Consider the following 21,361-nt stretch of genomic DNA (forward strand, 5'->3'; position numbering starts at 1 on the left):
ATCAACACCATCTGACAAAGTTTTTTGCTTAAATCATTGCTTAAAACGAAAAAAGGCTAGTAGGTGTTAACCTGCTAGCCTTTTCCTTATATGGCGCACTCGGAAGGATTCGAACCTTCGACCGCTCGGTTCGTAGCCGAGTACTCTATCCAGCTGAGCTACGAGTGCGTGATGGCGCGTATAATATGGATGCCCCCCGTTCAGGTCAAGCAGTAATTTCAAAAAAATGAAGTTTTTTTGAATACTGCCTAGATTCCATACAGACCGGGAGTAATACCACTACAACACGATGATTTTTTAAGCAATTCAATAAGTTAGGTGTATTGAGAACGGGTAGTGGAGGATGACTCATACACACATATCTGACTTATCAAACCTGATCCGCAATCCCCTCCCATCCGGATTTGATGGTTTTAATCAGCTCGATACATTCACTGAAAGCGCTGTTGTCTTCGTCCAGATTGCCGCGAATCAAACGCAGCTGGATGTATTCGTACAGCCGGTCGAGATTTTGCGGGATATCCGACTCCATCTCCATATTGAGTGACTCACGCAGACCTCCGACAATGCCCAGAGCTTTACTGAGAAAGGCACCTTTGGCCGAGATATCACCGCGCTCAGCACAGGCTTTGGCCTGAAGTAAACGCTCTATAGCGCCTTCAAACAACATCTGGATCAGCTCGTGGGGGGAAGCGTTAGCTACCTTGGTTTCCAATTCCAGAGAACGGTATTGCAGGGCTTGATTGTTTGGCATGACTATAGGTCCTGGTTAATCTTTCTTACTGTAGAGTGCGTTCAACACTTCAAATTGTTGCGCAATGTAATCCCGGGTTGAGTTCAGCTGCGATACCAAGATGTCGTTAAAAGCAAACTGTCGGGCCAGCTGAGTCTGAAAGGCCTCAATCCGGTCATCCAGAGCCTGACGATCCTCATCCAGTTCAGCCAGCTCATCCTGCAGGCCGCTTTGCTTGATCCCCAGACCGCCGTCGCTATCAAGGAAATCCTTGAGGAAATCCTCCAGTTGCGCGGCAATCCCTCGACCAAACTCAATTTCGCCCCGGTTACCCAGATTGCCACCCAAAACATTGATGCGCAGATCTTCAACGGGAGTTCCGGTAGCACCAACCAAACGCTGGCCACTGCCCAACGCGGCATAGCCACCGATGGTACCAGCGACACTGGTACCAGACTCGAAAGTAAAATCATCGTCGGTGGTTTCTACAAGCCCCAAACTGCTACTGGCAAAGTTATTGGGGCTCTTCACATGAAAGCTTACGTCATTACCAAAATCAATTTTAAAGCTGCCACCCTCAGTAGAACCGTCATAGGTCACAGTGGCCAGAGTCAGATCTTCACCCCGGACCAAGCCGGCCTCAATGCCAAAACCGTCCAGTGCGCCACTGCCGTCAAAACCGGAACTGTAGACCGCATCACCGGCAAACAGGTTGAGCGGATCCACCATATTTTTTACTTCCAGTGAGGCGCCGCTGCCCACTGTGTCGGAAGTAATGACACCATTTTTGCTGTTGCTCTGAAAGTAGAGATTGTTGGCTCCGTCCAGCTCAACGGTAATATCACCCGCGGCAAAATCACTGCTGGCATCCAGCGCGGCATCGATCTGCCCCTGAATGTAGGCCTGCACTTCCGATATGGTATCCCCTGCTGCGCCATCGGCGTCCAGAGTGATATCAAAGTCGGTACCGGCCATACTCAGAGTAAACGTCGACGTATTGGCTCCCGAAAAATCTTCGGTGCCGGTTAATGCGGTAGCCCCCAGCGCCGTTTTGGCGCCCGAACCATCGGCAACCACATTAAGCGTTTCAGTGGGTCCGGTAGCCACGGTTTTCAACACCAAACCGGTACCGGAACGATCGGCCACCAGATTACCGGCAAGCCCCGGCGTGGCATCAATCTGATCCTGTACGCTTTGCAAAATATCGTCGATGGCATCGGTATTGCCATCACCATCGATATCGGAGGCCGCCGTCCCATTGGCGTCGATCACCAGATCATAGCGGGTCCCATTGTACTCAACACCAAAGGCGCGGGGGTTCGCAGTAAAATCAATGGCGCCAGCGGTGATATCCACCGTACCAGCTCCGGTTTCAGCGCCTTTTCTGGCCGCAATAAAGTTGCTATCAGTGGCAATGGCCGTTTGTAAAGCCAACGCAATATCACTGCCATCATTACTGTTGATAGCCACCGATAAGGTATCAGACGTTACCCCGTTGGCTTCAATGGTAAATTCTGCCGTATCGTTGAGAGTTGAGCTCAACGCATCCGTTACTGATAAGGCGGACAGCTCTGTAAATTCACCGGAACCAGCGGACAGGCCAATGCTGGAGGCCATGGAAGATTCGGCGGCAGACACAATAAAACCCAACTGCCGACCATCGCCGTTTTTCTCAAAACTCATGGTCAGCTTGCCAGTTTCCAAATCGCCCTCAAAAGCGACATTGGCGGTCAAACCTTCCGCTTTGAAATTCGAGTCATCGTTAATGGCAGCCTGAATAGCCTGCGCCAGATCATCGCCACTGGAGTAGCTGCCATTGGCAATCTGGATACTGTTGGAGGTCACCCCATCCACACTCAGGGTAAAATCATCGTTGCCGCCGTTGATGGTCACCGCACTGGCAAAATCATCGGTGGTTTTTAACAGCGAAACGGTATCGCCTGAATGGCCACCCTGCTGCGGTTCACGCAGCCCTAACGTTAACGCGGTAGTGGTATCGGTACTGACAAACCCCAAATTGGAAGAGGCACCGTAACTGCCGGAAGTCAGTTCAAACCGCTGTTCTGCAGCGTTGTAATTCACCTCTACCGATTTACCGGCATCCTGAATATTAACGTCGGTATTGATGGCACTCTGTATGGCTTCAGCCAACTCATCACCCGTGTAGGTACCGCGTGCCAGAGTAATCTGATCGGAGTATTGGCTGTCTACCTGAACTTTGAAACCATCGTTGCCTGCATCAATAACAAAGGGCTCTCCGGAAGTCGACAGGCCAAGCAACTGAGCCTGTTCCGCCACACGGGAAATAACAATTTCGTAGTCACCGGCCTGAGTATCATTGGAGCTGCTGACGTAATCAATCAGCGAGTCTGTCGCGGTGGCACCAATGCCAAACAGGGTACTGAGTGACTCGGCATCGGACTGCAGGGCTGACTGAAACGTGCCACTGTCGAATATCAAAAGGCCGGTTTCACCGTTGGTGGAAATCCCCACCTCGGACATGGTCCTGAAGTCGGTACCATTGAGTGAACTGACCGCAGACGTCAGAATATTTTGCGAAGAAGTAATCAAGCGACGAATGGTATTATCACCGGTAAAAATACTGCCCAAGCCGGTATCGGGGTCAAAGGCAGTTAACCCATTCACGGTGGTTTTGAGTTCATTGTAAGCGTCTACCATGGTCTGCATCCGCTCGGTTACTGCCGCAGTATCCCGCTCTACTGTCAGGGTAACAGGGCCAGCACTGTCCTGCTTGAGGTTGAGCGTCAGACCATTAATTACCCCGGCCACCAGATTCGATTCACGGGTAATATCCAGACCATTCACTTTAAATTCGGCGTTCTTGGCATCCACCGTCTGTAACATGGTGGTTGAGTCGTCATCGAAAGACAGGCTGTCGAGACCATTGGATGGGTTGTTAACCGAGACCGTAAAACCGTTATTTTCACCGGTTTCTTCTGAGGTAAAGAGCAAACGATAGCCACTGCCGGTATCAACAATGGTGGCTTCGATTCCCATATCCGCGTTATTCACCGCATCGCGAATACCGGTAATGGTGTGGTTACTGGCGTCGATATTGAGCTTTCTGACAGCGGCCTCAGAATCGGCTGTAAACGAAAAGCTGGGTGTGCCGGAGTCGTAATCTACATCACCAAAGGTGAACACCAGCTCACCTTCTCCCAAAACGGCGTCGAGATCACCGTACTCGGCAGAGGCAATGGTTTGTGAACGAGCCAGCTGGCTGGTTTCAATGGTGTAAACGCCCGGGGAAGCCAGAGAACTGGCAGTTGCCGTTAAAGCTGAGTCATTGGTCGAGGAGGTGGTATTGGTCTGAAAAGACGAAGTCAGGGTCAGGGCATTGGCGGCGGCACGCAGGGACTCTGCCTGACTGGCGACATTGCCCAGCTCAGACACCTGAGTATCGAGATTTTCCTGCTCGGCATTGATGCGCTTGTCGGCTGATTCACGCTCTACCGCGACCAGGTCATCAATCAATTCGGAGGTTAAAACCCCGGAACCGATACCTACTGATGAAATTGAAGCCATTTAGACCACCACTTAATTAATGCAGCATCCATTACCGCTAAAACTGTTTGCCCCATTCAACTTGTTATCGGCCTACTTGGGGAAAACTTTACGGTTAATTTAGCCCGATGTTTTCACGAAAAATTGATACATATTGGCGAAAACATCGGGATTTTTTTCCTCAAAATCCTGCCAATTAGCCAAGTTTCTAACTCCTTCCACCCCAAACTGGCTATAAAATTTTTCCCTATAGTTTGGATTCTCAAGTGTCATGCCCAAAAAATCCAATTGATACTTTTTAAGTAAAGCCTCAATTTGAGGGATGGTGTAGCGGTGTTCCTGTGCATGAAACAACAAATCCCGGCAAGGGCTGGTAGCGTAAAAGTCACCAAAGCCTGTAACCAGCCTGCAATCAGGTCGGGCCTCTTCAGACATCAAAGCCTTCCTGACGTTCCGGATATTTTCCAGATCCGGCGACATGCCACTGTTAATGTAGGCATTCCTCACTGCCACAACACCTCGACGGGCCGTTTCACTGTAGAGCCCCAGCCGGATAGTCCCTCCAGGCCTGATTACCTCCAACAAAGCCTCCAGACCCGCCTCGGGATTTTCCATGTGATGCAAAACCCCGGCGCATTCAATGGCATCAAACTGCTTGCCAAGCAGGCCAACCTCCATCAAATCCATATGCAGCAGCTGAAGATTGTTTACTGAATACTCATCTGCCTTCATTTGAGCGTAAGCCAGACTCCTTCTGGAGATATCGATGGCTGTCACCTTGACATCGGTTTGCAGCGCGCACATCAGAGGATGCTTGCCGGTGCCACAACCGGCCACCAGAACCTCTTTAATCTTGCCAGAGCCTGCGACCCGCTCCTCCTCAGAGAGCACCTGCTCCATTCGCATAATGTAATCAACCCGCCCATCCGGAACAGACAATTGACGCCAACGTGGATAGGGGTTTTCCTCATACTGCTCCCTCACCTTGAGAGAGATGGAATCAGCAATACTGCCAACACTGGATAGGGATTTTAGACACGCCCGTTCTTTTTTCTCTTCAAGAATTGCCGTATAAAACATGCCATTCAGGCTCTCGGGCCACAAATCTTCGGTCAAGCTCGACAGGGTTTCGTAACTATCAAAATCCCTGACCGGCTTGTACATAGCAAGCAACAGCAGCAACCCCTCAACAACAATCGGCTTAAACCCTTGCTGTGCAACCTGTTCTTTCAGCAAGCCTTCCAGCTCAGCAATCAACTGAAGCTCATCAGACTCCACCACATGAACGTATTCGTTCCACTTATTCTGCCAGGCAATGGCCTGAACCAGAGGCACATAATCATCGGGAAAATCCATCTTAACCAGAGCATCAAAAAACACCTTTCTGCGCACCGCCACCAACACAGGCTCCAGCTTGGCGCTGCGGCAGTAATCTTTCTCCAGAACTTTTATCAGCAACTGATCAGACGCCAGTTCAACAATATCCGGCTCATTTTGCCCGCCATATTTGAGAGCCAGAAGCTGGGTACCCAGCTTGTGAACCTTGCCAGCCAAAAGCTCGTCGTCCCAAAACGACAAAACATCTTTTTCCACCATGGGCGAATAATTCAAGCAGTTCATTCTGTCCAGACAGTGACGAACGATATTTCTGATTGAATCGGACATCCTCAGCGGTTCCGCTAATTCGTGAGACCGCACATAAGCACTTGAAAGATCATTGTTTCGATGCGCCAGAATCACTTCGGCCATCAATACTTGCTGCCCTTCCAGGTCATTTGCGGCAAGGTTTCGGGTATCACTCAGGACACGTTCAGCATCCACGAGCCTGCCAGCATTAATCAGGCACTCGAGATATTGAATCGCATACACAAAACCCAATTCACTCTCAGGCCAGCCCTGCTCAAGAATTTGAGCCGCCTGCAGCCATTCTCTGGCTTGCGCCTTTACCGTTGCCTGCTCAAGCAAAAGCGCCGACGAAGAGCTGTGCTGGGTTAAATTTGTCATGCTTAAACCTCGAAAGGGACAGTGTCACATTAGAAACAAACAACAAAATGCAAATATTGGGCCACCAGACAAACAGGCAAAAAAAAGCCCGCTTTGTAAGCGGGCTTTCTGATTTGAGATTGGAATAGTTAACTTACTTTATTCCATTAAGCTTGCGCACTAAACAATCTCAATGGCTCTTCTTCGTTTAGCCTGGCCGCGAGTGTCAGGGCCACCTCATTGGGAATCTGCCTTACAACTTCTTCAGTATTTCTGTCGACAACCGTAACGACTGTCTTACTTACCGAATCATCGTAGGCAAAATACAAATCCCTCTGAGTTGATTGCACGTAATCATTTAGCTTAGATACGGCTTCATCAACTTTGGCCTGATTCACATCAACCTGATCAACCTGGGCTGCCGCTTCAGTTTCCTGTTGCGGCAACTGATTGCCGGTTGCCTTCTCAACAGCAGCAGACTTGCTCTGATTCAGAGCTGAAGAAGCAGTTCTCACACCGGCTGTCAGTGCGTTGCTTGAATTAACTTCATTCATAACTCTTTCCTCTGCTGGTTGCTGGAGGGGCTTGGTTTCAACATTATAGCCTCAACCTTAACCTCTCCATTTTACCCTTCTCTATCACGTTTGTGGAACCCGGTTCTCACCGGGCCCACTGTTTCTGCTGATTATTACTGCAGTAGTGACAGAGCCTGCTGAGGCAAGGCATTGGCCTGTGCCAGTACGGAGATACCAGCCTGCTGCAGCACCTGCGAACGGGACAGGGCAGCGGTTTCAGCCGCAAAGTCCGCATCCTGGATTCGACTGTTTGCAGCAGTCAGGTTCTCAGAAGTGATCGCCAGGTTAGAGATGGTAGATTCAAAGCGGTTTTGAATCGCACCCAAGTTGGCTCGCTCACCGGAGATAGATTGCAGCGCGTTGTCGATTGCAGTCAGGGCTTCGTTAGCACCTTCGAGAGTGGAGATATCGATTTCATCGATAAAGATACCACGCTCGGTCGCACCGAAGGAGCCCTGAGCAAAGCTCAGACCAGCCAGTGCGGAAGCACCGTTACTACCCGCTTCTACTTCAATCTCACCAGAGCTGCTCAGCTGCACTGAAGAGTAGGTAGTAGCCGCAGTATTGGCGTAATTCAAAGAAGCATTATTGCTGATATCGGCTTCGTTGATGCCGTCCTGACCAGCACTCAGACCGATGGCATTACCAAAGTTGGCCACACCTTCGTTGTCGATCGCTACAGAGATGTTACGACCATCTTCAGCAGTCAGGGTAATGCTCACACCGTTATCTTCAGCAGTTACACCGGTTTGACCCGATACAGCGTTGATGGCATCGATGGCAGAACCACGGTCCTGATCGGCATCACCGGTCAGAACAACACCGTTGGTCTGTACACCGTTGATGTAAACGCTACCGGAAGAACCTGCGGCAGCCACTGCGCCTGTTCCGTCACCACCAGTTACCACAGTTTCGTTAACTGTAGCAGTCACACCAGTACTGTCGCTGGCACGGTTGATGGCCGCAGCAACTGCGATACCGGAGGCAGACGCGTCACTGGACTCGGCGGTGGTATCGGATGCTGTGTCATCAGATGCCAAAGAGGCACCAATGGCTGTTCCGTTAATAACCAGGTCACCATCATCCAGGCTATCCACAGTTACCGCACCGGCTTGGGCTTCACTGCCGTCTACCGCAGAACCACTTACGGCGAAAGTACCGTCAGTCAGACGAATCTGGCTACCGGAACCAGTGGCTTCGTCAGTAAAGGTCAGGGTGCCATCGGCATTTGCCACAACGGTGGAGGCATCAAACGCTGCACCAATGGCTTGTACCTGATCTTCAATTTCAGCGGCCAGGTCGGCCAGAGTGTTATAGCTGCCATCAGAAATGGTGATGGTGTTCTCGGTAGTGCCACCGTCAGCAGAGTAGGTAAAGGTGTTATTACCTTGCGCTGCGCTGATCGACAGAGGATCGGCATTACCGTTGGAGTCAACAAAGGTACCTGCAGCCAGTGTTCCGCTGCCGTCAGCCACACTGAAGGCACCGGTTGTTGCAGTACCTGCAGTCGCAGCACCGTTAACACCAGCGGTTGAGGTCGCAGTCAGATCATCATCAGCCGCCACAATTTCATCAGCGGTAGCGGTAGACAACTCAACGGTACCACCGGAATTAGAGCTGATTACAACCTGATCACCAACAGCTGTGGCAGTAATGCCGGAACCAGCCAGAGAAGTATCCGCGGCGTACTGGATAACGGCGGCCAGTTCTGCAGCGTTAGTTGGTGGGTTGGCTGATGCAGGATAGCCACCATCGGCAACCGCGGCAGCAGAATCCAATTCCAGATCGGCTGCGCCAGCACCATCCACATCAATACCAATGGTATCGGCACCACCGGCACCGGCAGTCAGAGAGAAGCCAGACAGGAAGGCTGACACATCGGTAATAACGCTATCGCCGTTGGCCAGTTGCTGTACTGAATTACCCTGATTAGCTACCTCAATGGTGTTGGCACCAGTTGAGGAGTCGGCCACCACTACGCTACTGGCAGCACCAGTGCTCTGGGAAGTCAGCAGCACATTCAGGCCATCTTCGGAGACCGAAGCTTCAACGGTACCCGCCAGACTGGTAGAACCAATCGCGGTATTCAAGGCCGCAGCAAAAGTAGCCGCATCGGTATAGGTCGCACCACCAATGGTGATGTCCACCGCCGAATTACCATCAACAGCAATACTTAGCTCATCCAGGTTGTTACCGGTATCAGACACCAACGCGTTAACGCCGTCGAAGGTAAAATCAATGGTTGCAACACCGGCCGTACCGTTATCCGCCGCAGAACCACCATCGGTAGTCGTTACAGCAGTTGGGATGGCAATGTTACCGGAAGAACCGGTTCTTACAGACACAGAAGACGCATCACCGGTAGTTGCCGAGGTGAAGGTCAAGCCACCGGAACCGTTATCGGAAGCAGTCACCAGACCGTTCAGAGCACTGCCGGAAATGGCGTTATTCACCGCATCAGCCAATTGGGCCGCGTCGTCGTACTCACCCGCGCCGGAGCCGGCATCGTAGGTAGAGCTCAGCTGAACCTGAACAAAAGAAGCACCATCGACAGAAATTTCGAAGGTGTTATTGGTGGCATTCACCACGGTGTTGGCAGCAATATTCATGTCACCGGTAGTAAAAGTACCGGAAGTGGCGGCTGTCAGAGAGCCAGCTTCAACACTGCGCGCAGAACTGTTAACCAGGGCTTGACCGGCTTGGTAGTCGCCTACGGTCAGACCTGCGTTGGCAATATCATCATTACCGGTTCCATCACCACCACTGACACTGATGGTACCTTCACCACTCAGAGTGAAACCACCGTAGCTGGTACCTTCAGACAGACCAGTAGCCGCTTCAAAATCTGCAGAAGTACCGGACAAACCGCTGAAGCTAACGTCGATATTACGACCATCAGCCGCCTTCAGAATCACACCGCTGGACTGACCACCATCTTCAGCGATCACACCGGTTTGATCCGACTTGGCATTAACCGCAGAGATAACCGCATTACGGTCATCGTCAGAACTTGCACCACCCGTGGAGATATTAATGTCTACACCGTTCAGGGTTACGGTACCGCTCTCTGCACCCGCTGTCATGGCAGAACCGGTAGCAACGGTTTCGTTTACCGTAGCAGTCACACCGGTTTCATCAGAAGAACGGTTGATCGCTGCCGCCTTGGCGATGGCAGAGGATGCCGCATCAACGGTAGAAGCGTTGTCATCCTGAGAGCTGGATGGGGTAATCGCCACACCATTGATGATCAGGTCACCGTTGCTGATGGCAGAAGAAGTACCGATAGCACTTACGCCAGCAGTTTCAGAAGAACCGAGAGTGTCAGCGGTCATCTTGCCAACGGCAACTTCAATGGTTTCACCGGAGTTAGCACCAATCTGGAATTGAGAGGTGAAAGAACCGTCCAGCAGGTTACGTCCGTTAAAGTTGGTCTGTTCAGCAGTACGGGTGATCTCGGAGATCAGCTGCTGGGCCTCAGCGTTCAGAGCCTCACGGTCGGAGTCACTGTTGGTGCCGTTAGCAGACTGCAGTGCCAGCTCACGGATACGCTGCATGTTGTCAGTCATCGAACCCAGAGCACCCTCGGCGGTTTGCGCCAGAGAGATACCGTCACCGGCGTTACGAATAGCCACTGCCAGACCCTTGGTTTGAGATGTGAAACGAGTTGAAATCGCCAGACCCGCCGCATCGTCCTTCGCACTGTTAATACGCAGACCAGAGGACAAACGCTCCAGCGCTTGAGCTTGGTCAGACTGCGACGTATTCAAGTTACGTTGAGCCGTCAGCGAGCTGATATTAGTGTTAATAATCTGAGGCATGATAAATGCTCCCTGTTGGTTTTTAGCGTCGGGCCCTGGCGAATGCACAGGACTCGTTTTTTCTGTTCTACAAACGGGTTAACGGCAGGGTATGGAGGGGCTTTAGGTTTTTTTTAAGAAAAATTGCTTAAAAATCGACTCTATTGCTTTTTTTATGAGAAAGAGCCCATCAGGGAAACATAAACAACTGTTTTCAAAAACATTTTTAAATAGCCGGCTTTATGGCAACGGCCTTATCCTTGAAAAAATCAACGCTTATATAAATAAGAAGAAAGAAAATTTAACCAATAATTTCCTAAAGCCTGCCCCCCATCAGTCGATAAGCTGTTTATCTTGGATAACACCTTATAAAACTCAGGAGACTGTCCCTATGTACCGACAAAACGCCATGCAGCAGTACCGTCATGCCCAGGCATCGGCAGCCATTGACAGCTCTCCTTATAAGGTCATTTCCATGCTTATGCAGGGCGCTCTGGATCGCATGGTTTCAGCCAAAGGCTGTATCGCCAACAACGATATTGCCGGTCGCAATCATTTTATTGGCAAAGCCGCCGACATTATTGACTGCCTGAAAAACTCACTGGAACACAAGCACGACGAAGAGATGACCAACAACCTGGACAATCTCTACGATTACATGGCTCGCCGCCTGTTTCATGCTAATTTGAAGAACTGCCCGGACACTATTGATGAAGTTTATGGTCTATTGGATACTATTTACGATGGCTGGAAAGAGCTGGAAGACAAGCTTCCGGATGCCGGTGTCAGTGTCGCCAGCGTCGAGCGCCAACCACTCCCATTGAGCAAGTGAGAACGTAGCCATGATTGGTGAACTGACCGAACAACTCGAAACCGCGACCCAATCGAAAGACTGGCAGCAGGTTGCAGACCTCGACCAAAATCTCAAGCGCAACGTTGGTCGCAAGGTTGAGTTGTGCAAAACCCCTGAGGAAGCGAAAGCTCTGATGGATGATTTGCAAAAACTGATGTACGCCTATCATCTCAGTATTGAGGCCTGCGAGAAGGACAGTGCTGAACTTAAGCAGGATAATCAGAGCCTGCACCGTGGACTCCAAGCCAGCAAGCAGTATCTTTCTATTTAGCGCTTTGGGATTAACAGATCCTTCGCTACGCTCAGAATGACATGGCTCTGGTTTCCCGGATCCCTGTCTTTCTGGCGACCACAGGGAGGAAGAATCTATCTCCATCCAGTCAAAAAAGCGGCAACTCTTTTCCCCTCTCCTCCAAATCGCTCAACATAATATTCTCAACACACTGATTTAAAACAACTTTTCCCATCTGGCCCGATCTATGCATTTTACCGCTTGGATAATTTTCTCAAGCGGATAGAGCCATGAATACTCAACACGCAGCAGCGTTAACATCAACTGAAACTCCTGTAACGCTGGGCAAGAAAGAACAACTACAAATCGCGCAACTACTCAGCGACGCCATCAACCTGTATCAGGAAACCCGATCTGAAAAGTTGAGCGTATCGGAAGTAGCGGATCTGCAGGAACGCAGTATTGATTTAGCCGAAGAAGTATTCGCTCTCGACCCGACCAATATCGAAGCACTCAATGTTCTCGCCAGAGTCCGTCTGGACCAAAATCATCTGGTATTGGCGGAAACGATTGCTCAGGCCGCGCTTGCCATTGATAAAAACTCAGCCACATCCTGGTACAGCTATGGTCAGGTGCAACTTGCCATGGGTAATCTCAACAACGCTGAGCAGGCATTTGTAAAATGCATCAGTCTTGATGCCACTTTCTTCAGGGCTCATACCTCCTATGCATTCACCAAACTGAATAAAGGCGAGATAGCCGCGGCTTTCCAGCACTACACCAAGCTGGCCAAAATCAAACCGGAAGATGATCACATCCGCTCCAAACTGTTTGAGTGCATGAAACAACTCAAAGCAGATTACGACAACGAGCATTTAGGTAAAGCTCTGGTTGATTACCTGAACTGGAAAGACGTTAACTATCAGGACCTAAGTAATATCATCGAGTCTCTGTTAGTGCATCGCTACAAACTGGATTCCAGTGAAGCACAGGTGGACTTATCAAAGCTGTGTCAGGACAAACTTTACAACGAAGGTTTACGTAAACTCTTTTTCTGCAACCCCAAAATTGAAGAGCTCAATCGTGATCTGCGTGGTTACTTCCTGACCCTCGATAATCAACTGGCTGGCCCGGACGAGATTCACTTGATGTCTTCTCTGGTTTATCAGCTCTATAACAATGAATACGTACTGAGTTATACCGAGAGTGAAGCAGCCCAACTGGAGATCATTTGCCAACAATTAAGCAAAGCCGATCTGGACAGCCTGCAACAGCAGCAGACAAATCTGCTGAAGGCCCTGCTCTACCGACCACTGAAGAGCACCTTGTCGCGGATGCAAATCATAGAACTGCTGTCACGTAGGGATAAATGTTGGCAACCAGAAATATTCCAGCTAATCACCTGGCTCGACAAACAGGAAGACGGGGAGTCAACTGCAGGTATTCTGGTTCATGAAGACATCACCAACCAGACGTCCAAAGCGGTAAAAGCCCAGTATGAAATCAACCCCTACCCTCGCTGGTTGAGCCTGGATTTTCTGACGCCCACCACTTACGGTGTGGCACTGGAAAAAGCTTTGCCTTTGCATAAGGCGGACAAACACTTTTTCTCCGATTCGCTGGATATCCTGATCGCTGGATGCGGCACAGGCCGCCACGCCATTCAGGTAGCCCGCTACTTCCGTGGCGTTAATGTCACCGCCATCGATGTCAGCATGCACAGTTTGTCCTATGCCAACACCATGGCAAAAAAATACAAGCTGGATAATATCGAGTTTATTCAGGCGGACATTCTCAATCTCGGCAACTTTGATAAGCGTTTCGATATCATCGAATGTTCCGGTGTATTACACCATATGGCGGACCCTCTCGAAGGCGCTCAAATATTAAAGAACCTGCTCAAGACACACGGCCTGTTAAAGGTTGGCCTGTACAGTGAGCGGGCACGCTCCGAAGTGGTTGGCTGCCGTAATTTGATCAGTGAGCTCTATCCGGAAACCAACAGCCGGGTCATCAGAGACTTTCGACGGGAGGTACTAAAGAATGCCAACGGCTTTCCGCAAATTGTACAATCAGCCGACTTCTACAGCATGAGCGGTTGTCGAGACCTGTTGTTCCATGTTCAGGAACACCGCTTTACCCCAACCTCGTTAAAGCAACTTATTGATAATCTGGGGATGGAATTCCTTGGCTTTGTTCAGGTGCAGAGTGACTACCTGAAGGCCTACGATGAGCGCTTCCCTCTCGATCAGGCCCGTACCGATTTGGCCAACTGGGAGCAGCTTGAGGATGATATTCCGCAAATTTTCTCTGCCATGTATCAGTTTTACTTGAAAAACCAATAAGAGTGGAACTATATTTCAATCGATTTGTCATAAAAGGGACACACAAATCGAGTAATGTCGATAAGGATAGTTAAGAAAGAGGTAAAGAAAATGGAAGATTATTTAGAAGATCTGTTAGAAGAGAGTGAAGTAGACTTTGACGATGAATCTTACGTAGATGATTATTCGGAAGTCTGAGTAAACTCAGGAAGAAACAAAGCCGGGAAACAGTCCCGGCTTTTTATTGTCTTCAATTTGTGTACCTGGAGAGAGATCCTTCACATTCGTTTATTGTCATCCAGACCCAACATCCGTCCACGCCACAAAAAATATCATTCTGACGACCGAAGGAAGGATGAATCTCTCACTTACAGGCTATTAAACAACGACAACCCACTGATCCGGGCATAGCTTTGCTGTGCCGCTTCCAGCACAAAACTTTCAAAAGTCAGCTGACTGACCGCCTCGGCATAATCCAGATCACGCAACGTTGACAACAGTTCCGTGGTGACAATTTCCACTTCTTCATGAAGTGCCTGAGTCGAATCAATGGTATTGAGGCGTGCACCAATTTGAGAGCGCGTTTCCAATATCGACGTTTGAGCATGATCAAGATTGGCAATGGTGGTGCTGATCAGGTTTTGATAGCTCTCCTGATCATCAGGTGACAGAGTCAGACTGCGCATGCCATCAAGAAAACGGTTAACCGTTGTCAGAATATCCTGAGTATCTTTGGACTCCACAAGATAGCTGTCTCCCGTAGCCGGGACACCAGACAATTTGATGCTGATACCATTAAACTGAATGTCACGACCGCTGGTGTAAGGGACATTGGATTCTATTACGCGACCATCTGACTTCTGAATAATGTTGTAATTCAGCGACGGCGATTTGCCGAGCAGGGTCATATCATCCGGGTTTTGAAACTCGATAATATAATCTTCCGGATAAAACTGATTGAATTCTTCCTGGTCGTAAACGAATCCCGTAGAAATAGTCGCTGGTGGATTGCCTCGATTATTGGGATTATCAAAGGCCTGAAACGTTGGATCCGCACTGGAAACATTGACGAACACTTCCTTACCCGAATCGTTACTTGGAATGTATGTACTCGCAGCAACCTGTACAAATCGTTGTCCTTCATCACCCTGATAAGTGTAGTTGCCACTGCCGTTATCCAGAAAAGGAACCGTACTGCCCTTGAAACCGGAAAACAAATATTCGTTACTGGCATCTTTGGTATTCATCAAATCCGCCAGTTCAGTCATCCGGACTTCCACTTCAGCGGCAATAGCCCGACGATCATCGACGGTCAATGCACCATTATTCGCCTGAATCGCCAGTTCGCGAATCCGGATAATGGTATCATTAGCACTGTCGAGGACACTTTCTTCCAGTTCCAACCGGCTATTGAGCAGGTTGATGTTGTCCATATATTGTTCACGAATATTGTTTTCCTGATTCAGTTTTTGAATCTGGCTGGATGCCACCGGATCATCCGAAGGCGTCAATATTCGGGTACCTCTGGAAATTTGTTCCTGGGTTTTATTAACCTGACCAGACAAGTCAATAATCTGCGAGGTACCAGTTACAAATGATTGCAAGGATGAAATACGCATAAAAATTTCTCCTTAGAATGCCGCCAACAGAGTATCGAACAGATCTCTGGCAACACTGATAATTCTTGATGAGGCGTTATACGCCAGCTCATAGCGAATCAAATTGGCCGCTTCTTCATCGAGGTTGACCCCGGCAATGGAATTTCTTAATGCATTGGACTGCTCGAGAATTTCACCCGCCGCTTCACGATTGATATTGGATTCCGCGGTAATGGTGCCAACAAATTCAACCAGATTACTGTAGGACTCCTGAAACGATGCATTACCCCCAATTAACTGCATCGATTCCACTTCAACAAACTTCAATGCATTGCGGTTATCACTGACACCATCTTCATTAAAATTGACAAAGAACTCATCCCCCACATCCGGATTACCACTGATATCAAAGGTGTAACCAAGATAATTGGAAACCGCCTCTGTTCCGGGGCGAAAAACATTGCCGGCATCGATGGCATCGGTGGTCATGGAAAAGTTTTCTTCCAGTGTCACATTGACTTCACCGGATATGGTTACACCATTGACCATGCCGAAATCTTCACCGCGAACCACACCTTGCAGCTCAGCCACCTGCATACCCAGTGGATCACTGCCCTGAATATTGTTTACCTGAATTTGGGCCCGTTCCATATTGACAGCATCGGGCCCGGTAATGGCAAAGCTGCCATTACCCAATCTAACCTGGCTGCCCAGCCCGCTATTGGAATCGGTAATCAACAGAGACGAGCCTGACACCTCAACACTGACATCAGAGCCCGTGGCGCCATCGATTGCCGCTGCAAAACCAATCAGGTTGCTATAGGTTCCTGCCGGGATCTGATAAGTGGTAAACGTAGTTCCGCCATCAACCGAAATTTCAAAACTGTCATTAACTCCGGTAACGACAGTCAAGGGCGCAGGATTACCATAGGCATCTTCAAAGTTACCAATATGATCAACATTGAAAGAACTGGTTGTAGCGGTGCCCGATGTTGCCGGCGGAAATGGTACAGAAGTAACCGGGCCAGAACTGCCCATATTGGTATTGGCCGCAAGCGGTGTCGTACTGTCGGTAGTAATCAGTACGGATCCCAACGGATTTGACGAGGCAATGATAATTTGCCCACCATCTTCAAAAGCTGTAACGCCTGACCCAGCCGGTGACGCCGCAAAGCTGGCATTCAACAGGGATACCAGCTCAGCGGTATTGGTTGGTGGATTACCTGGGCCATTAACGTATCCCGGTGCATCAAAATCCAGTGGCAAAGGTAAGGTGCCGACACCATCTACATTGAGACCAATATTTTCATCATCGGCAATACCCAACCCGATAAAACCAGCCGGATCGGTAATCACCGCGGTGCGCCCCAGATGAGTCACCAAATCATCCTGAGGATTGGCCTGAATGGGGTTGACAGCCCCCGGTCCAAATATCAGTGCTTCACCCAGATTGTCGGCCGTTACCAGCACACTGCGTCCATCATCACTGACGGTGGCAGTCGCATCGTAGGCAACCAGCGCAGTATTCAGTGCCGCGGCAAATAACGTTGGCGAGGCATAGCTGCCACTGGGAACGGTAATATCGGCGATTGGAGAAGCGTTAACACTGATGGCAAACGTGTTGGCACCCGGCGCAACAACCAAAGGCAGCGCCCCATCAAATTCAAAGTCCACCTCGGCCTGATCAAATGACAGCGGACTGGGCGCCGTACCATCAGTGAAGCTGTAATTATTGGAAATACTCAAGCCGCCGGTACTGGAATCAGCCAAATAGGTGTAGTTGGTAATCTCCAACCGGCCCTCAGAGGAGACACTGGCAATGACTTTATCGGCACCATAAAAGGCATCCAACTGACTTTGCACCACATCCACAATGTCCTGAGGATCGGTGTAGACACCACTGAGGTTAATGGTCACCGGATTATTGGCACCAAAAACTCCGTCATTCAAATCAACGTCGAAGCTGTGAGGGCCGCCGACTGAAAAGTCAGCACCATTGGCAATATTGACACCGGCTGTAACCGAAGGAAATTGATAAGCGCCGTCAAGCCTCACAATATCACTGGGCTGAACCACACCTTGCAATGCGGCCGCTGACAACCCGAGGGGATCGCTACCGACCAGATTACCAATCTGCATTTTTGCCAAGGGGCCATTATCATTATTGACAAACTGCAAGGTGCCATCATCGCGGAATTCAACACTCACTTTACCCGGCACATCAAAAGCGATATCGATTTGATTTTCCAGATAACTGATCAATTCTTCCGGTGTTTGAAAAATTCCGGACAGCTCTATTGTCTTGGGGTTACTTAAACCATTTGGTCCATCAAATAAATCGATATCAAAACTGCTGAAACCACCGGCACTGAGATCCACGCCACCGGTAACCACTCCCGTGGTCAGAAGGGTCGGTTTCTGATCGCCTTTTATTTCAACAAAATCACCTTCCGCTCCCTGCATCTCAAACTTCAGATCCGCACCGGTAGACGCTTTGATTGTAATGCTGTCACCATTACTGACCGCAGTAATATTCTGCTGCTGAAGAGCCCCGCTGAAATTGATGGCATCGGCAATCATGTCGTTGGTAACCGGGGTTGGCACAGCACTTGGCGAAAACAGCAGTCCCAGCTCATTGCGCAAATTGACGCCATTCAGCAGTAAATTAAAATCCTGTAATTGGCCCGGTCCATTGTCGGATACCCTGATCTGGGTTTCCGTAGAAGCAATGGCCGTGACGCCATCTCGCGACGATAACTGAAAGGCTATTTCTTCAGCAGAATCGCCGGCATTAACCACCACATTGGGCTGATCAACCCTAACGCCAGTAACAGGGTCGGTATAGGTGACGGTTATTTCTTCCGCTAAATAGGTATTGGGGATGCTGATCCCGGCTGTTCCGAACACCACCTCGGATTGGCTGGGAATACGATTGGCATTAAAGCCATCGCTCACCATCACCGTCTGACCGGGTTCCGTTGGAAATATCTGATTGGTTTGCCCCGGAATAAAGGTTTGCCCCTCAAAAGGAGGCGTCAAACTTTTGGGGTTGTTGGGATCACTGACATCCAGCACATCATAGGTTGTTGGTGAAGTAAACTTCACCATAACCGGTGGATTCAGAGCACCATCAACCGAAAAAGCAGGTAAACGCTCTCCCGTTAAAGGGTCAATGGTTTGCAGCACATCACCTTGAGAAATCTTGCCGGTCCCGGTATTGGCCAGGTTGTTGACTGTGGATACCGGTGAAGCAAATGCCAGCACTTCAGGGGACGTTGCCACCACATCAACATTTTGTGAGGCAAAACGGGTGGGCATTATGCGGTAGCGATCACCGTCCTGAAACGAACCCTGTTCCAGAGTGATGGAAAACCCTTCGTACTCGATACTGGTAGGTCTTTGCGCCGACAGACCGCCAGATTGAACCAGCTCACCGTCGGAGTTCCTGACCAGCTCGTAACCGTCGGGACCGGAGCCGGTCAAACTGAGTGTATAATCGCTGTTGCCCAAGGCCGTCGCATCGGTAATCGCCACACTGACAACCCGATCCGGCGGATTGGCATTCAGACTGCTTGGGACGGCGCGATCCAATGTCGCCTGTCTTAAATTGATATCATCAAACAACGGCACACCGTAGTTGCCATTCAGATCCAACCCCACCGATTGTTGATAATTCATGGCTTCGGTAAAGGTCAAAGCGATTCGACCCAGTTCATTAAAGGATCGATCGAGCACTTCATTACGGTAGTTCAGCAGCCCACCAAGACGACCACCAGTTATGCTGTCTGTGACAATTTGACTGGAGCCATCATTCACAAACACCAGATCATAGCGGGTCGGATCGGTTTCACCATTCACCGCCTGCATTTCACTGGCGACCTGACCCACAACCAGTGGCTGGCCATTACCGATAAAGACATTCACCGCCCCATCGGCTTGCTCAAAGGTGGTTACTGATACCAACTCGGACAGCTGGCGCAAAGTTTCATCACGTTCATCCAGCAAATCATTGGGAGGATTACCCGCCCCCTGAGAAGTGGCATTGACAATCGCCTTATTCAGACCAGCCAGACCATTGGCCAGCGAGGTAACCATACTGGCGGTGGCTTTTAGCTCCTGATTAACAATATCATTGGTTTCATCAAAGCGACCGTACAAACTGGAAAAGCGCTGTGCCAAAACCTCGGACTGCGCCAACACCAACTGCCTGACGGGGATGGACGTCGGATCGTCCGTTGCGGCTTGCAAAGAACCAAAAAAGTTACTCAAACCATCCGATAAACCAATGGCTTCGTTGGACAACAGGTTATCGATTTCACCCACCTTTTGGGCAAATGCATCTAACTCGTTAAACGCGGTGGAATCAAGGCGTATTTGTGACGTGAGAAATTCATTGGCAATGCGTTCAATGGACTGAACATTAACCCCGGTGCCCACATAACCAGAACCGGAATAAATGGCCGGATTGGTACCCACATCAACACGCTGACGTGAATAACCTTCCTGATTGGCATTAGTGATGTTATGGCCGGTGGTACTGATTTGCGCTTGGCTGGTTTTTAAACCGGATACCGCAATACCTAATAAGTCCGCACCCATGGGGGTTTCTCTCTTTGCAAAGTTTTTGCTGCGTCAAATAAACAGCGAAATCATTTCTTCAAATGAAAATTGCAAAAAGTGCGCCAAGAATAATTATAGGTTTATCATTCTGATGACTTTCTAAATACTATCATTCTGATGACCGAAGGGAAGAAGAATCTCCAAAAGATCCTTCACATACGTTCAGGATGACATGCAGGAATTATCACAAACTCGCTAAATTGACAGTTTTGCCATGAAAGATATTGGTAATCTTTTTAGCGTAAGCCGGGTCTGTGGCATAACCGGCATCTTGCAGCCCCTGAATGTACTCTAAGGGTTCGGATGCCTTTTGCAACGCATCTTTATATCTTGGATTAGACTGCAGAAAATCAACGTAATCGGCAAAACTTTGCCCGTAAGATTCATAGCGGCGAAATGCTGCCACCTCAGGTTTGGGCAAACCATTGCGATATTCCAAGGTACGCACCTGAACACTGTCGCCATCCCATCGACTGTCAGCCTTGATGTTAAACAGGTTAAAACTGTTTTCACCACGGGTATTGTGGATCACATGCTTGCCCCAGCCGGTTTCCAGAGCCGCCTGAGCCACCAGAATCTTGGGATTAACACCGAGTTCCTCTGCGGCTTTTTTAGCGTGGGGCATGACCGCCTTAACAAACTCTTCCGGTGTCTCAGCCAGAGGGGCTTTGATTCCAACCGAGGTAACCTCTTGCAAATACTTCTTGGCTTTAAATGGTTCGTCAAGCTGCCCCAGCTCACCATTATTTTTCGCCTGATCAGCAGAACCGTAATTGCGTCTTAACTGGCGAACCAATGCATCAGCCAGTCCGACACCCTTGCCTTCGCTTAATGAAAGCGCCAATTGGTGATCGAGCATATCGCGATGAAAATTCATCTCGGAGCTATTGAAGATACTGTCTTTTTCAAAGACGGCATTGGCCTGGCGCATACTCTTGAGCATGCTGTGCATTAAAATGGATTCGAACTGCTTGGCAATCTGTTCAAGGGCCGCATCTTTATCTTTGGCACCAAGACGTCGAATTCCCTGCAGACTGTTGAGGTCCGTATAGTTGGATTGTGCCTGCTGCAGGGCCATACCTGCTTTTTGATCCATCATAATAATTCCAACGTCGGGAATG

The 21,361-nt window shown here is 49.5% G+C and carries 11 protein-coding genes and 1 tRNA gene; 3 read left to right on the forward strand and 9 right to left on the reverse strand.

What is annotated here, in order from left to right; all coding sequences use genetic code 11:
- Positions 1-91: 91 nt before the first annotated feature.
- The 6 genes from ACPXV9_RS06120 to ACPXV9_RS06145 all read right to left on the reverse strand — a co-directional run bounded on the left by ACPXV9_RS06120 (position 92) and on the right by ACPXV9_RS06145 (position 10,634).
- Positions 92-168 (reverse strand) — tRNA-Arg (locus ACPXV9_RS06120).
- A gap of 202 nt (positions 169-370) precedes the next feature.
- The gene (fliS, locus tag ACPXV9_RS06125; RefSeq protein WP_423895510.1) at positions 371-754 is read right to left on the reverse strand and encodes a flagellar export chaperone FliS; all 384 of its coding nucleotides are present in this window, start codon (positions 752-754) and stop codon (positions 371-373) included.
- Between the two features lie 15 nt (positions 755-769).
- A complete protein-coding gene (fliD, locus tag ACPXV9_RS06130; protein WP_423895512.1) occupies positions 770-4,279 on the reverse strand; it encodes a flagellar filament capping protein FliD in 3,510 nt (1,169 codons plus the stop codon).
- A gap of 99 nt (positions 4,280-4,378) precedes the next feature.
- Positions 4,379-6,262: a class I SAM-dependent methyltransferase gene (locus tag ACPXV9_RS06135; protein WP_423895514.1), complete on the reverse strand. Its 1,884-nt coding sequence runs from the start codon at positions 6,260-6,262 to the stop codon at positions 4,379-4,381.
- 146 nt (positions 6,263-6,408) lie between these two features.
- Positions 6,409-6,795: a flagellar protein FlaG gene (locus ACPXV9_RS06140; protein WP_423895515.1), complete on the reverse strand. Its 387-nt coding sequence runs from the start codon at positions 6,793-6,795 to the stop codon at positions 6,409-6,411.
- Positions 6,796-6,929: 134 nt separating this feature from the next.
- Entirely contained in the window at positions 6,930-10,634 is a 3,705-nt protein-coding gene (locus tag ACPXV9_RS06145) for a flagellin (RefSeq protein ID WP_423895517.1), read from the reverse strand.
- A 370-nt stretch (positions 10,635-11,004) separates the two neighbouring features.
- Here ACPXV9_RS06145 and fliS (ACPXV9_RS06150) point away from each other — a divergent pair, with 370 nt between their 5' ends.
- The 3 genes from fliS (ACPXV9_RS06150) to ACPXV9_RS06160 all read left to right on the forward strand — a co-directional run bounded on the left by fliS (ACPXV9_RS06150) (position 11,005) and on the right by ACPXV9_RS06160 (position 14,043).
- Positions 11,005-11,445 (forward strand): flagellar export chaperone FliS, encoded by a 441-nt coding sequence (gene fliS / locus ACPXV9_RS06150; protein ID WP_423895519.1) that lies wholly within the window; start codon positions 11,005-11,007, stop codon positions 11,443-11,445.
- A gap of 10 nt (positions 11,446-11,455) precedes the next feature.
- Complete coding sequence (locus ACPXV9_RS06155; RefSeq protein WP_423895521.1) at positions 11,456-11,737, forward strand: hypothetical protein; 282 nt, start codon at positions 11,456-11,458, stop codon at positions 11,735-11,737.
- Positions 11,738-11,988: 251 nt separating this feature from the next.
- On the forward strand, positions 11,989-14,043 hold the full coding sequence (locus ACPXV9_RS06160) for a methyltransferase domain-containing protein (RefSeq protein WP_423895523.1): 2,055 nt from the start codon (positions 11,989-11,991) through the stop codon (positions 14,041-14,043).
- Positions 14,044-14,390: 347 nt separating this feature from the next.
- On the opposite strand, the gene flgL is transcribed toward ACPXV9_RS06160, so the two are convergent.
- The 3 genes from flgL to flgJ form a co-directional block, all read right to left on the reverse strand.
- Positions 14,391-15,641 carry a flagellar hook-associated protein FlgL gene (gene flgL, locus ACPXV9_RS06165; RefSeq protein WP_423895525.1) on the reverse strand — a complete coding sequence of 417 codons (1,251 nt, stop codon included), beginning with the start codon at positions 15,639-15,641 and terminating at the stop codon, positions 14,391-14,393.
- Between the two features lie 12 nt (positions 15,642-15,653).
- Positions 15,654-20,219, reverse strand: coding sequence for a flagellar hook-associated protein FlgK (gene flgK / locus ACPXV9_RS06170; protein ID WP_423895526.1), 4,566 nt, complete (start codon positions 20,217-20,219; stop codon positions 15,654-15,656).
- A 205-nt stretch (positions 20,220-20,424) separates the two neighbouring features.
- Entirely contained in the window at positions 20,425-21,339 is a 915-nt protein-coding gene (gene flgJ, locus ACPXV9_RS06175) for a flagellar assembly peptidoglycan hydrolase FlgJ (RefSeq protein ID WP_423895528.1), read from the reverse strand.
- Between the last annotated feature and the right edge of the window lie 22 nt (positions 21,340-21,361).

This window comes from Candidatus Pelagadaptatus aseana, from assembly GCF_040362265.1.
Taxonomy (GTDB): Bacteria; Pseudomonadota; Gammaproteobacteria; order Pseudomonadales; family Cellvibrionaceae; genus Pelagadaptatus; species Pelagadaptatus aseana.